The 14,710-nt window shown below is 33.3% G+C and carries 17 protein-coding genes; all 17 read left to right on the top strand.

The genetic code is table 11. The features are described from left to right. The first annotated feature begins 2 nt into the window (after window positions 1-2). On the top strand, window positions 3-1,397 hold the full coding sequence (gene ffh, locus EYR00_RS07255; RefSeq protein ID WP_003538215.1) for a signal recognition particle protein: 1,395 nt from the start codon (window positions 3-5) through the stop codon (window positions 1,395-1,397). 41 nt (window positions 1,398-1,438) lie between these two features. Then, window positions 1,439-2,173: a class I SAM-dependent methyltransferase gene (locus EYR00_RS07260; RefSeq protein ID WP_003538217.1), complete on the top strand. Its 735-nt coding sequence runs from the start codon at window positions 1,439-1,441 to the stop codon at window positions 2,171-2,173. A gap of 80 nt (window positions 2,174-2,253) precedes the next feature. Continuing rightward, entirely contained in the window at window positions 2,254-2,526 is a 273-nt protein-coding gene (gene rpsP, locus EYR00_RS07265) for a 30S ribosomal protein S16 (protein WP_003538218.1), read from the top strand. Window positions 2,527-2,528: 2 nt separating this feature from the next. Beyond that, window positions 2,529-2,780, top strand: coding sequence for a KH domain-containing protein (locus EYR00_RS07270; RefSeq protein ID WP_003538219.1), 252 nt, complete (start codon window positions 2,529-2,531; stop codon window positions 2,778-2,780). Window positions 2,781-2,819: 39 nt separating this feature from the next. Then, window positions 2,820-3,329 carry a ribosome maturation factor RimM gene (rimM, locus tag EYR00_RS07275; RefSeq protein ID WP_003538220.1) on the top strand — a complete coding sequence of 170 codons (510 nt, stop codon included), beginning with the start codon at window positions 2,820-2,822 and terminating at the stop codon, window positions 3,327-3,329. After that, window positions 3,319-4,038, top strand: coding sequence for a tRNA (guanosine(37)-N1)-methyltransferase TrmD (trmD, locus tag EYR00_RS07280; RefSeq protein ID WP_003538221.1), 720 nt, complete (start codon window positions 3,319-3,321; stop codon window positions 4,036-4,038). Before rimM ends, trmD begins: the two co-directional genes overlap by 11 nt. 106 nt (window positions 4,039-4,144) lie before the next feature. Continuing rightward, window positions 4,145-4,495, top strand: a complete 351-nt coding sequence (gene rplS / locus EYR00_RS07285) for a 50S ribosomal protein L19 (RefSeq protein WP_003538222.1) — start codon at window positions 4,145-4,147, stop codon at window positions 4,493-4,495. 67 nt (window positions 4,496-4,562) lie between these two features. Further along, the gene (lepB, locus tag EYR00_RS07290; protein WP_003538223.1) at window positions 4,563-5,108 is read left to right on the top strand and encodes a signal peptidase I; all 546 of its coding nucleotides are present in this window, start codon (window positions 4,563-4,565) and stop codon (window positions 5,106-5,108) included. A 10-nt stretch (window positions 5,109-5,118) separates the two neighbouring features. Beyond that, window positions 5,119-5,985 (top strand): ribosome biogenesis GTPase YlqF, encoded by an 867-nt coding sequence (ylqF, locus tag EYR00_RS07295; protein ID WP_003538224.1) that lies wholly within the window; start codon window positions 5,119-5,121, stop codon window positions 5,983-5,985. Then, entirely contained in the window at window positions 5,972-6,592 is a 621-nt protein-coding gene (locus EYR00_RS07300; protein WP_003538225.1) for a ribonuclease HII, read from the top strand. Before ylqF ends, EYR00_RS07300 begins: the two co-directional genes overlap by 14 nt. A gap of 69 nt (window positions 6,593-6,661) precedes the next feature. Beyond that, complete coding sequence (gene dprA / locus EYR00_RS07305; protein WP_003538226.1) at window positions 6,662-7,414, top strand: DNA-processing protein DprA; 753 nt, start codon at window positions 6,662-6,664, stop codon at window positions 7,412-7,414. Between the two features lie 76 nt (window positions 7,415-7,490). Then, window positions 7,491-9,563, top strand: coding sequence for a type I DNA topoisomerase (topA, locus tag EYR00_RS07310; protein ID WP_003538227.1), 2,073 nt, complete (start codon window positions 7,491-7,493; stop codon window positions 9,561-9,563). A gap of 59 nt (window positions 9,564-9,622) precedes the next feature. Continuing rightward, window positions 9,623-10,927, top strand: a complete 1,305-nt coding sequence (trmFO, locus tag EYR00_RS07315) for a methylenetetrahydrofolate--tRNA-(uracil(54)-C(5))-methyltransferase (FADH(2)-oxidizing) TrmFO (RefSeq protein ID WP_003538228.1) — start codon at window positions 9,623-9,625, stop codon at window positions 10,925-10,927. Next, window positions 10,908-11,816 carry a tyrosine recombinase XerC gene (xerC, locus tag EYR00_RS07320; RefSeq protein ID WP_003538230.1) on the top strand — a complete coding sequence of 303 codons (909 nt, stop codon included), beginning with the start codon at window positions 10,908-10,910 and terminating at the stop codon, window positions 11,814-11,816. Before trmFO ends, xerC begins: the two co-directional genes overlap by 20 nt. A 161-nt stretch (window positions 11,817-11,977) precedes the next feature. Next, complete coding sequence (gene rpsB / locus EYR00_RS07325) at window positions 11,978-12,841, top strand: 30S ribosomal protein S2 (protein WP_009300653.1); 864 nt, start codon at window positions 11,978-11,980, stop codon at window positions 12,839-12,841. Between the two features lie 70 nt (window positions 12,842-12,911). Further along, on the top strand, window positions 12,912-13,802 hold the full coding sequence (gene tsf / locus EYR00_RS07330; protein WP_003538232.1) for a translation elongation factor Ts: 891 nt from the start codon (window positions 12,912-12,914) through the stop codon (window positions 13,800-13,802). Between the two features lie 191 nt (window positions 13,803-13,993). Next, a complete protein-coding gene (pyrH, locus tag EYR00_RS07335) occupies window positions 13,994-14,710 on the top strand; it encodes a UMP kinase (protein ID WP_003538233.1) in 717 nt (238 codons plus the stop codon).

Below are 14,710 nucleotides of genomic sequence, written 5' to 3' on the forward strand. Positions count from 1 at the left end.
TTATGGCATTTGATTCATTATCAGAACGTCTGCAAGGGACTTTAAAGAAAGTTTCTGGACAAGGGCGTTTGACTGAAAAAAATATGGAAGAAATGCTTAGCGAAATTCGCTTAGCATTATTAGAGGCAGATGTAAACTTTCAAGTTGTAAAAGAGTTTATTGCTGCAACAAAAGAAAAAGCGTTGGGACAAGATGTTTTAGGTTCATTAAAACCGGGACAGGTTGTTGTAAAAATCGTCCATGACGAACTAGTTTCGTTACTGGGAACAAGTGTTGCGGAAGTTGATTTTGATAAGAAGCCAACTGTTATTATGATGGTTGGACTTCAGGGTTCTGGGAAAACTACAACTTCTGGAAAAATCGCAAAATTAATTACCAAGAAATATGGTAAAAAACCATTGTTGGTTGCTGCAGATATTTATCGCCCAGCTGCTGTGGATCAGTTAAAAACATTAGGTGAACAATTGAATGTTCCTGTCTACGAAAAAGGGACATCACAATCTGCTGAATCAATCGTAGAAGAAGCGATGACATTTGCTCGTGACCATAATAATGACGTAATTATTATCGATACTGCGGGGCGTTTACATATTGACGAACCATTAATGAACGAGCTGGCTAATATTAAAAAGATCGCTCATCCAAGTGAAATTTTACTAGTTGTTGATGCTTTAACTGGACAAGATATTGTTAATGTTGCCAGTTCATTTAATGAACAGTTGAGCATTACTGGGGCTGTTTTAACTAAATTAGATGGTGACTCTCGTGGTGGGGGAGCTCTATCAATTCGTCATATTACAAATGTACCAATTAAATTCATTGGTACTGGTGAAAAATTAGATGCTATCGATTTATTCTATCCTGATCGTATGGCTGATCGTATTTTGGGAATGGGCGATGTTGTATCTTTAGTTGAAAAAGTACAAGATGTATATGATGAAAAAGATACAATGAAAGCCTATAAAAAGATGCAATCGGGACAATTTGGTCTTGATGACATGCTTTCTCAAATGCAGCAGTTAAGGAAATTGGGGCCACTATCAGGAATTATGAAAATGATTCCAGGAATGCCTAAGTTACCAAAAATGAATGATGAGGACTCTGAAAAGAAATTAAAAATGACTGAATCAATTATCTTTTCAATGACCAAAGAGGAACGTCGAGATCCAAGTATTATCACTTTATCTAGAAAAGAGAGAATTGCTAAAGGTTGTGGTAAAGATGTTGCAGCAGTTAACCGCTTGCTAAAACAATTTGAAGAATCTAAAAAAATGATGAAGATGTTAGGTAATGTTGATCCTAATACAGGTATGCCAATGCCAGGGGGACGTGCAAAGAACCCTAATATCGGTAATCCTAATCGTAAAAAAATCCGTCATAAAAAGAAGAAAAAATAGCCTGATAAATTCAGGCTTTTTATTACTAAAGGAGAATATGAATGACTCAAAATAAATATGATGATCCAGCTTTTTTTGAAAAATATAGTCAGATGTCGCGGAGTAAAAATGGATTAGAGGGTGCAGGAGAATGGCATGTATTACAACGAGTTTTACCTGATTTTACAAATAAAACAGTATTGGATTTAGGTTGTGGATATGGCTGGCACTCTATTTATGCGATTGAACACGGTGCAAAAAAAGTTATCGCAAGCGATATTTCTAGCAAAATGATTGAAACAGCAAGAATCAAAAACAATGATCCGCGGATTAAATATGAATGCATTTCGTTTGAAGAAAGTAATTTTGGAGAAGCTGTATTTGATATTGTTATTTGCTCTTTAATGATTCACTATTTACCTTCCTACCAAGATTTTGTAAAAAAAGTAAATAAATGGTTAAAAACAGGTGGATATTTGGTGTTTAATGTTGAACATCCTGTATTTACTGCTAAAGGAGATCAAGACTGGTATTATAATGAAGCTGGTGAAATTGAGCATTTTCCTGTAGATAATTATTATCTTGAAGGAAAACGTGAGGCGGTGTTTTTAGGGGAAAAAGTAATTAAATATCATCGCACATTGACGACTTATTTAAATGAACTGTTAAATGGCGGATTTGAAATAATTCAAGTTAAAGAACCAACGGTAAGTTCAAATGCCCTTATTGCACATCCTGAGTTTAAGGATGAGTTACGCCGCCCGATGATGCTGATTGTTTCTGCTAGAAAAAAATAAACACTGTCAAGTAAAAAAGCTTGACACCTTATCTAGAGTATGATAAATTTAGTGAGTAAATTAATTAGGAGGATATGTATATGGCAGTAAAATTAAGATTATTAAGAATGGGTGCTAAGAAAGCTCCTTTCTATAGAATTGTAGCAGCAGATTCAAGAGCTCCAAGAGATGGACGTTTTATTGAACTATTAGGAACTTATGATCCACGCACTAACCCTGCAAAAGTTACAATTAAAGAAGAAGAAGTATTAAAATGGTTAAACAATGGAGCACAACCATCTGATACAGTTAAAAACTTACTATCTAAAGAAGGAATTATTAAAAAATTTGCTGATTCTAAATCAGGTAAATAATCATGGATTACGCAAAGATTCTTAAAGATATCGCGATTGAATTAGTTGAAGATAAAGACCATTTAGAAGTACGTGAAATGCCGTCGTTAGAAGAAGATGTAGTGGTACTACATGTTTATTCAGCTAAATCGGATATTGCGCGATTGATTGGTCGTAAAGGTATGATGGCTAATTCAATTAGACAGCTTATGTCTGTTGCTGGTCGCATGGCCAATAAAAAATTAGATATTAAGTTTGAATCGTATGAACAATAAAAGATGTGCTGAGCACATCTTTTATTATATGGAGGACTAATGGAAAAACTTAAAATTGGAAAAATAGTAGGAACACATGGCTTAAAGGGAGAACTAAAAATTAGATCAAATAGTGATTTTGCTGATAAAAGATTTAAAAAAGGAAACGAAATTATTATACGTTATCAAAATCAAGATTTGGTCTATAAAATTATTACATCGCGGATACACAAAGGAAATTATTTAGTATCATTTAGGGATAATCAAGATATTAATTTGGTTGAAAAATATATTGGTTCTTTTGTTTATGGGTATAAAGATGATGAACTCTTAGATGCTGATGAATATTTTTATACAGACTTAATTGGAATGCAGGTTGTTTCTACAGAGGGAACAAAAATTGGTCCAGTTACTTCAATTTATGATAATACTCGTCATGATATTTTAAATATTGATCATAATGGTAAAAATGTTGCAATACCGTATGTTGATGCATTTATTAAAGATGTTGATGTAGAAAAGAAAATTATTGTAGTTATGCTAATAAAGGGGCTTATTGATGAAGATTGATATTTTAACATTGTTTCCAGAAATGTTTACAGGTTTTTTAAATACGTCGATCATCAAAAGAGCGATTGACAAAGGTTTAGTTACTATTGAATTACATGATTTTAGAGAGTTTTCTATTGATAAACATAAGCATGTCGATGATTATCCTTATGGCGGAGGACAAGGGATGGTTTTAATGTGTGCACCAATTGTTGAATGTCTCAAAACAATTGCAACTGATGATAGTTTTATTATCTTAATGTCACCTCAAGGCATTACTTTGAATCATGGTTGTGCTGTAGAATTGTCAGCTAAAAAACATTTAATTATCATTTGTGGTCATTATGAAGGTTTTGATGAACGAATCCGTGATTATGTTGATATGGAATTATCGATTGGTGATTATGTTTTAACTGGTGGTGAACTAGGAAGTATGGTTGTTAGTGATGCAGTGATACGCTTATTAGATGGAGCAATCAAAGAAGACAGTCATATGGATGATTCTTTTAGCCATGGACTGCTTGAGTATCCTCAGTATACTCGCCCACAATGCTATGATGGTAATGAAGTACCTGAGGTACTAATGAGTGGGCATCATGAAAATATTCGCAAATGGCGCAAGTTCCAATCATTAAAAAAGACCTATTTGAAACGACCGGACTTATTGGAATCGTATCAATTTGATGCTGAAAGTATCGAAATGATGAAAAAAATAAAAGAAAATGATTGATTTTTATGATTGATTAGTCTATAATGTAACAGTCGCAAGACTGCAGATGTTCCGCTGGTTAATCGAATGAACGTTTAAGACAAAATTTTGATAAGGAGAAATAGTAATGAATTTACAATTAGTAGAACAAATCACTAAAAAACAAATGAGAAATGATATTCCTGAGTTCAAAGCAGGGGATACATTAAAAGTTTTCGTAAAAATTAAAGAAGGTGAAAAATTCCGTATTCAGTTATTTGAAGGAGTTTGTATCGCCAGAAAAGGTAGTGGAATTTCTGAATCTTTTACAGTAAGAAAAATCTCTTACCAAGTTGGAGTTGAAAGAACTTTCCCTGTCCACACTCCAATTATTGATCATATTGAAGTTGTTAAAGTTGGTAAAGTACGTCGTGCTAAACTTGGATACTTACGTGGATTATCTGGTAAAGCTGCTAGAATTAAAGAAATTAGAAAATAGAAATGGCTCGCCATTTCTTTTTTTTCTAATTTTTTGTATAATAGACATAATGTAGGAGGACTTTTTTATGTCAAAGAAAAAAGAAGTTATCAAGTTTTCACTACAACTATTGGCAATCGTTGCAGTTACAACTGTAACCTTTACTAAAATAATTATTCCGGTGAGGGTTGATGGTCAAAGTATGTATCCAACTCTTCATGATGAAGATATTGCAATAGTAAATGCGTTATCACTTGAGCGAAGTGATATAAAACGTTTTGATATAGTTGTATTGAAATGTGAAAAATTGGATAAGGATATTGTTAAACGGGTAATTGGGTTACCTGGTGATACTCTTGTTTATAGAGATGATAAACTATATATTAATGGAACATACTATGATGAAAAGTACTTGAATAAAGATTATATCGCAAAAGCTAAAATAAAATATCAAACGGAACTATTTACTAATGATTTTGAAATCACATTAAATGACGATGAGATCTTTGTATTAGGTGATAATCGGTTACAATCTGCTGATTCTAGAACTTTAGGTACATTTAAATATAGTGACATTATAGGCAAAAAAGGTTTAGTTATTTTCCCGTTAAAAAATATGAATTTAATTAAGTAGGAGGTTTAAAATGGTAAAACAGATTCAATGGTTTCCTGGACATATGGCTAAAGCTCGTCGGGAAATTAGTGAAAAAATGAAATTGATTGATATAGTGATAGAGCTTGTTGATGCTAGGGCTCCACTATCTTCAAAAAATCCAATGTTTAACGAAATTTGTAATAATAAGCCAAGGTTGATCGTAATGACGAAAAAAGATTTAGCGGATTCTAAGGCAACAAGTAAGTGGATTGAGTATTTTAAGGGAAAAGGTATTTATGCAATTTGTGTGAATTTAAAGAATTTTAATGAATATCAGTTGGTCATTGATGTATGCAAAGAAATATTGAAAGAAAAAATGGAACGTGAAGCTAAGCGGGGATTAAAACCACGGGCAATGCGAGCAATGGTTTTAGGAATTCCTAATGTTGGGAAGTCAACTTTTATAAATCGTTTAGCAAAAAGAAAAGCGACAGTAACTGGGAATCGACCTGGGGTTACTAAAGCTCAACAGATTATAAGAGTAGACAAAGATTTTGAATTATTCGATACGCCGGGAGTGTTATGGCCGAAATTTGATGATTTGAATGTTGCTCGAAACATTGCTTTGATCGGGTCAATCAAGCAAGATATCTTACCACTTGATGAATTGTTTATTTATGCTGTTAATTATTTAGAAACCCATTATGCAAACATTGTTTGTAATCGCTACAATATTATAATCGACTTAAATACCGATTGGGTAGAAAAAGCATATGATGATATTGCAAAAAATCGTAAAATCAAACCAGTGCGTGGCTATACTGACTATGATCGGGTTATGGAAGTGTTTTTTAATGATATTTTTGATGGTAATATGGGGAAAATAACTTGGGAGTTGCCAAATGGAACGCTATGAGTATGAAGAAAAGTATTATCAAGCTGGATATGACTATATCATTGGTTTAGATGAAGCTGGTCGTGGTCCGATGGCTGGAGAATTGGTTGTTGCTGGAGTGGTTTTTCCTAAAGGGTTTTATGATGAAAGAATTAATGATTCAAAGCAGTTAAGTGCTAAAAAACGAGAAGTATTGTACGATTTGATTATTGAAAATGCATTATATTATGATATTGAAATTATTAGTGTTGCAGATGTCGATCGTTTGAATGTGTACCAAGCAAGTAAACAGGGGATGGAAAAATGTTTAGAACTACTAAAAAAAGAGAAGATGTTTGCATTAACAGATGCAATGCCGATTGATTATCCTGACCATCTTTCAATCATTAAAGGTGATGCTAAAAGTATCTCGATTGCTGGTGCCAGTATATTGGCTAAAGTGACGCGTGATCGTTTGATGGAAGCTTATGCTTTGGAGTATCCTGAATATGGTTTTGAAAAGCATAAAGGATATGTTACGAAAGCACATAAAGAAGCTCTGGGAAAATATGGAGTTTGTCCAATTCATCGTAAATCTTTTGGACCGGTCCAAAAGATATTATCAAAACAGATGTCATTTGATTTTTAATGACATTTTTTTGATTTTTAAAAGTAATTTTAAGTTTAATGAAGTATATAATAATGAGGTGATAAAAATATGGAAGAAATCTTATTATATTTTTCATTAAAATATGCAGGTGATTTTGATTCGATTTTAAAAGCTTTAGAGTGTAAAGAAAAGATAGATGAAAAATTGAAAAAAGAATTGTTTAAAGATATTACAGCCAATTACACTACTTTGATCTCGCCAGATTATCCAACTGCTTTGAAAGAGATTGCCTGTCCGCCATTCGTTTTATTTTATTATGGTAACTTAGCTTTGGTTAAAAATAAATGTATTAGTGTAATTGGGAAGCGACATCCTAGTACATATGGCGTAGAATGCACAGCAGCACTAGCAGCACAGTTGGTTGAAGCAGGTTACACAATTATAAGCGGTATGGCAATGGGAATCGATACGATTGCACATCAAAGTACAATTACAGCTAATGGTCAAACAATAGCTGTTTTAGGAAGTGGTATTGATTATTGCTATCCACACAGAAATCAACAGCTGTATCAGGTTTTAAAAGATCATCATTTAGTTATCAGTGAGTATCCGGGAAAATTTATACCACAAAAAATAAATTTTCCAAGAAGAAATCGCATAATTTCAGGATTGAGTGAATCTATATTAGTAACTGAAGCAAATCAGCAAAGTGGTACGATGATCACAGTCGGGCACGGTCTAGAACAGGGAAAAGATATATATTGTGTTCCTAGCCGTATCAACGATGCTTTGGGTTGCAATTATTTAATTCAACAGGGTGCTAAATTAGTTATAAATGTGAGCGACATTCTTAATGGATAAAAACAGTTTTAAAAAATTTAGTTGACAAAACTTTAAAAAACACTAATAATTGTGTTAATCGCGTGGAGGAAATGAAATGAGCAAAAAATTAGTTATTGTCGAGTCGCCATCAAAATCCAAAACAATTGAAAAATATTTAGGGAGTGATTATGTAGTCACTTCGTCAAAAGGACATGTTCGGGATTTGGCAACTTCAGGAAAAGAAGGGTTAGGTGTCGATATTGAAAATCAATTCGAACCTAAATATGTTATAAATAAAGACAAAAAAGATGTTGTTAAGGAATTAAAACAACTTATAAAAGAATCAGATGATGTTTATCTAGCAACTGACCCTGACCGCGAAGGGGAAGCAATTTCATGGCATTTAGCTCAAGTATTAAATGTCGATATGGATAAAGAAAATCGTGTTGTTTTCAATGAGGTTACAAAGGATGCAGTAGTTGATGCACTAAGTCATCCTCGTAAAATTGACCAAAATTTAGTTAAGTCTCAAGAAACAAGAAGGGTTTTAGATCGGATTATTGGATTCAAACTTTCAAAACTGCTACAAAAAAAGATCAAATCTAAAAGTGCAGGTCGTGTTCAGTCTGTTGCGTTAAGATTGATTGTTGAAAGAGAACGTGAGATTGAAGCTTTTGTTCCCGAAGAATATTGGAAAATAAAAGCAGAATTTGAGAAAGACAAAATTGAATTTAGTGGTGAACTAGCTAAATATAATAATAAGAAGATTGAGATAAAAAATGGTGAAGAAGCTACTGCAATTTATGAAGCTTTAAATAAAGAATTTGAAATCGCTAGTGTCAAAAAAACGACTAAACGGCGTGAATCAAAACCACCTTTTATTACTTCGACTTTACAACAAGAAGCATCTTCTAAATTAGGTTTTAAAGCGAGAAGAACAATGTCAATTGCTCAAAAGCTTTATGAAGGGATTACTTTAGAAAATGAGACAGTCGGATTAATTACTTATATGCGTACTGACTCAACTCGTTTATCAGATACCTTTGTCAGTGCAGCTCAAGATTATATTGGTGAAAAATATGGTAAAGAGTATATTGGAAAAGTAAAAGTAGGAAAGAAAAAAGAAAATGTTCAAGACGCTCACGAAGGGATTCGCCCTACGAGTGCATTAAGAACGCCGGAAAGTGTAAAAGAATATTTAAAGCCAGAAGAGTTAAAATTGTATTCATTAATTTACGCTCGAGCAATGGCTTCATTGATGGCTCCAGCAAAATTTGATGCAACTTCAGTATCATTGATGAATAATGGTTATGAGTTTAAGACTAGTGGTTCAGTAATCAAATTTGATGGGTACCTAAGAGTTTACGGCGATTATGAAAAACAAAGTAATGAAATTTTGCCGGAGCTTAAAGAAAAAGAAATGTTATTAAGTAAAAACATTGAAAAAACTCAACATTTTACTAAACCACCAGCTCGTTATAGTGAAGCAAAATTAATTAAAGAGATGGAGGAACTGGGAATTGGTCGTCCTAGTACTTATGCAATGATTATTGATACAATTCAAACTCGTCAATATGTTGAATTGGTTGATAAAGCTTTCAAACCGACAGAATCTGGAATCTTGACAAGTGATCGATTAACAGAATATTTTAATGATATTATCAATGTTGAATATACAGCGAAAATGGAACATGAGCTTGATGATATTGCTGAAGGGCAAGATGAATATGCTCACGCTTTACAAAAGTTCTTAGATTTATTTCAACCGTTGCTTGATAATGCATATGATAAAATGGAAGTGATTGCACCGAAGAAAACTGGAGAAAAATGTCCTGAATGTGGACATGATCTAGTTGAACGTAAAGGACGTTATGGAACTTTTGTTGCCTGCGAAAATTATCCAGAATGCAAATATGTAAAAAAAGACCCTGTAGAGATTGAATATACGGGTGAAGAATGTCCTAAGTGTGGAAGTAAGATGATTTTTAAAAATGGTCGTTTTGGACGTTTTGAAGCATGTTCAAATTATCCTGAGTGTAAGTATATTAAAAACAGCAAGAAAAAAGAACCTGTTACGACGGATGAAGAGTGTCCAAACTGCGGTTCTCCGATTGTAATCAAACAAGGACGTTGGGGTGAGTTCAAAGCTTGTTCAAATTACCCGAAATGTAAGACAATCATAAAGTAGAACGAAAGTTCTACTTTTGTTTTCAAAATAGAAATGATAAAATTAGAAAAGGTGATAAAATGGAAAAAATTGTAAATGTAATTGGAGCAGGTCTGGCTGGTGTGGAAGCCTGTCATCAATTAGTAAAAAGAGGATATAAAGTTCGACTGTATGAAATGCGTCCTAAAAAGATGACCCCAGCTCATCATAGCGGTAATTTTGCAGAACTGGTTTGCTCTAATTCACTTCGTGCTGATGGGACTGGAAATGCGGTCGGTGTTTTAAAGGCAGAGATGGAAATGATGGATAGTCTCATTATTAAATATGCTAGAAAACATCAAGTCCCAGCGGGAGGATCACTTGCAGTTGACCGTAATAATTTTTCTCAAGCGATAACGGAGTACATTCAGAGTCATCCCTTGATTGAAGTAATTCATGAAGAGGCAAAAGAATTTCCTGCAGGTTACACAATTATCGCATCTGGTCCTTTGACAAGTGATGCTCTTGCAACAGCAATTAAAGAAAAGTTAGGGGAAGATTATTTTTATTTTTTTGATGCAGCAGCACCAATCATTGCAAAAGAAAGCATTGATTTTGCAATTGCGTATTATAAATCTCGCTACGATAAAGGGGATAATGAATATATTAATTGTCCTATGAATGAAGCACAATTCAATGCTTTTTATGATGCCCTAGTCAATGCGGAAGTTGTTAAACCTAAAGATTTTGAAGAAAAATTTTTTGAAGGCTGTATGCCTTTTGAAGAAATGGCTCGCCGTGGAAAACAAACGTTGTTATTTGGACCGATGAAACCAGTTGGACTTACTGCGCCGGATGGGACGCGCCCTTATGCTGTTGTGCAGTTAAGACAAGACAATGTCCAAGCAAGTTTATATAACATTGTTGGTTTTCAAACACATCTAACTTGGCCTGAACAAAAAAGAATTATTCAAATGATTCCAGGACTTGAAAATGCAAGTTTTGTTCGATATGGAGTAATGCATCGAAATAGTTTTATTTGTTCACCAAAACATCTATTAAAGACATACCAGTTAAAAAATTATTCTAATATATTTATGGCAGGTCAAATTACTGGAGTAGAAGGATATGTAGAATCTGCTCAAAGTGGTATGGCTGCCGGAATAAACATGGTCCGGTTATTAGAAGATAAAGAGCCTTTGATTTTTCCGGAGAATACTGTTATGGGAGCGTTGGCTAATTATATAACTAATGCCTCGAAAGAAGATTTTCAACCAATGAAAGCTAATTTTGGAATTTTGCCAGATTTTCCAATACGAATCAAGAAAAAAGAACGTAAAGCTGCTTATGCATCAAGAGCGTTGGAAACAATGAAGGGATTTGTTGATGAAAACAACCTTGGATAAATATTTCCGACAATATCTTGATTATTTACAATATCAGCGTCACTATGCTGATAAAACAATAGAATCGTATAAGCGTCAGATCGATCATTTCAAACAATTTCTTATTGAAGAATCTATTGATGATTATAATGATGTGAGTTATGCAATGCTACGTGGATATCTTACTAAGCTATATGAAAAAAATCTTTCTAAAACAACAATTAATCATAAACTCAGTGCGTTAAGAAGTTTTTTTAACTATTTATTAAAAGAAGAGTTAATAAATGATAATCCTTTTTTGCTGATTGAATCCCAAAAAGTTGCAAAGCGTAATCCGGATTTTCTTTTTCCTGAAGAAATCCTAGGACTATTAGATAGTATTGAAACAAAAGATGATCTGGGAATTCGTAATAAAGCGATGATGGAATTAATGTATGCATCAGGCTTGCGGTGTTCAGAGGTTGTAAATTTACAACTTTCAAATATAGATTTTAATCAAATGGTATTATTTATTCATGGAAAAGGGAATAAAGATCGTTATGTTCCATTTCATGATTATGCTGGAGAATGGTTGATTAAATACATACAAGAAGCTCGTGAAAATTTAATGATAAAAAATGAGGGGCATAATTTCGTCTTTGTTAATAAATTCGGTAATCCTCTAACTAACCGAGGAGTAGAAAACATAGTAGATCGAATAATGCGACTTTATGATTCAACCAAAAAAATTCATCCTCATACAATTCGACATTCCTTTGCTACACATTTATTAAATGCAGGAGCAGATATTAGAACTGTTCAGGAGTTGTTAGGTCATGAAAACTTATCAACCACTCAAATTTATACACATATTTCAAGAGATCATTTAAAAGAGGTATATTTAAAAGCACATCCACGAAATATTGAATAATTCAAGTTAAAATGATGAAAAATATGCTTGTATGATTGAAAAATCTATGATAAAATGTTTCAGGTATGAAAAATACACACATTATGAATTCATTTATCTAGTGCCGTAAGGTGATAAATGTTCGAAATAATGGAGGAAAAAAACAAAAGGAGGAAGTTACAATGTCAGTAATTTCAATGAAAAAATTATTAGAAGTAGGTGTTCATTTTGGACATCAAACAAAAAGATGGAATCCAAAAATGGCTCCATACATTTTCACATCAAGAAACGGGATTTATATTATTGATTTGCAAAAATCATCTAAAAAAATCGATGATGCTTATAAAGCAATGAATGAAATCGCTGCTAAAGGTGGAAAAGTATTATTTGTTGGTACTAAAAAACAAGCTCAAGAAGCTGTTAAAGAAGAAGCTATTCGTTCAGAAAGTTTCTATGTTAACTCTCGTTGGTTAGGAGGAACTTTAACAAACTTCAAAACAATTCAAAAAAGAATTAGAAGATTAATTGAATTAGAAAAAATGGAAGCTGATGGTACTTTTGATTTATTGCCTAAAAAAGAAGTAATCTTACTTAAAAAAGAAGCTGCTAAGTTAGAAAAGAACTTAGGTGGTATCAAAGAAATGAGAAGATTACCAAATGCTTTATTCGTAGTAGATCCTAAAGCTGAACATAATGCTGTAGCAGAAGCTAAAATCTTAGGTATCCCTGTATTCGGTATCGTTGATACTAACTGTGATCCTGATGAAGTTGATTATGTAATCCCAGCTAATGATGATGCAATTAGAGCAGTAAAATTAATTGTTGCTGCAATGGCTGATGCAATTTGTGAAGCTAAAAATGAACCATTAACTGTAGCATATGTTAAAGATGAAGATGATAAAGAAGTATCTATGAACGATGCAATCACTTCAGTTGAAAATAATCAAAGAAGAGCACCTAGAAATAAAGGTGGAAGACCTAATCCTAGAAGAAATAATGCTCCTAGACCAAATAAAGATAACACAGCTGGAACTGAAGGAAAATAATTCTGTAAAATAAGGGAAAGCAAAGCTTTTCCCTTTTTAATAAAAAAAACAAATAAAGGAGAAAATTAAAATGGCAATTACTGCAAGTTTAGTAAAAGAATTACGTGAAAAAACTGGTGCTGGAATGATGGATTGTAAAAAAGCTTTGGAAGCTTGTGATGGTGACATCGAAAAATCATTTGACTGGTTAAGAGAAAAAGGAATCGCAAAAGCTGCTAAAAAAGCTGATCGTATCGCTGCTGAAGGTTTAACTGCTTTCGTATTAGATGGGGATACTGCTGCAATTGTTGAAGTTAACTCAGAAACTGACTTCGTTGCTAAGAACGCTGAATTCCAAGGGTTAGTTAAAAATATCGCTGAAGTTGTTGCTGCTAATAAACCTGTTGATTTAGAAGCTGCATTAAACACTGAAGTAGATGGTAAAAAATTAGAAACTGTTATCGCTGAAGCTAGCGGTAAAATTGGAGAAAAATTAAGTTTCAGAAGATTCGAAGTTTTAACTAAAACTGCTGACGAAGTATTTGGTGCTTATTCTCATATGGGTGGAAAAATGACTGCAATTGTTAAAGTTGCTAATTCTACTGAAGATAAGGCTCGTGACGTGGCTATGCATGTTGCTGCTTCTGATCCTAAATATATTGATAGAACTGCAATTCCTGCTGAAGTTTTAGATCATGAATTATCTGTATTAAAAGCTCAAGCAATGGAAGAAAACGCAGCAGCTGCTAAACCTAAACCAGAAAATATTATTGAAAAAATGGTTGAAGGTAGATTAAATAAAAACTTAAAAGAAATGTGCTTAGTTGATCAAGAATTCATTAAAAATCCGGATGAAACTGTAGCTAAATTCTTAGGTGAAGGTAAAGTAATCAATATGGTTAGATTCCAAGTTGGTGAAGGTATCGAAAAGAAAGAAGAAAACTTTGCTGAAGAAGTTGCTGCTCAAATGAACGCAAAATAATAACTTTTAAAACACTATCATTAGATAGTGTTTTTTCTTTGGATAAGCGTCATTCGACTAGGAATGTACCTTGACTAAACGACGAAAATATGATAAATTTTTTAGAGGAAAAAGTAATCATTATTAGCTGATAATGATGTGCGAATTTAAGCATAAATCTTTTTTTATAAAATATAAATAAGGAGATTAATATGAAGTATAATCGGGTATTATTGAAATTAAGTGGTGAAGCATTGGCTGGAGATGATAAAACTGGTATCAACGCTCATACAGTAGCAGATATCGCTCGTCAAATTAAAGATGCCAAAGATTTAGGAGTTGAGATTGCAATTGTTTGTGGCGGCGGGAACCTATGGCGTGGTAAAACTGGTGCTGATATGGGAATGGATCGTTCAAGTGCTGACTATATGGGAATGCTGGCTACTGTAATGAATGGTTTAGCTGTTCAAAATGCATTGGAGGCCATTGGCGTTCCAACTCGTGTTCTTTCAGCGATTGAAATGCGTCAAGTTGCTGAACCATATATTAGAAGACGAGCAATTCGTCACTTAGAAAAGGGGCGAGTAGTAATATTTGGAGCTGGAACAGGAAGTCCTTTTTTTACAACAGATACAACAGCTGCTTTGAGAGCTGCAGAAATTAACGCAGATGTTATCCTAATGGCTAAAAACGGGGTAGACGGAGTTTATTCAGCTGATCCAAAAGTTGATCCTAATGCAATTCGCTTCGATACTATTTCGTATTTTGATGTATTACAAAAAGATTTAAAAATCATGGATCAAACAGCTATCACTTTATGTAAAGACAATAATATTGATTTATGTGTATTTAATATGTCTGTAGACGGAAACATTGCTAAAGCATGTAATGGCGATGATATCGGAACAACAATCTCAGGAGGAAAATAA

Source organism: Thomasclavelia ramosa DSM 1402, assembly GCF_014131695.1.
Taxonomy (GTDB): Bacteria; Bacillota_I; Bacilli_A; order Erysipelotrichales; family Coprobacillaceae; genus Thomasclavelia; species Thomasclavelia ramosa.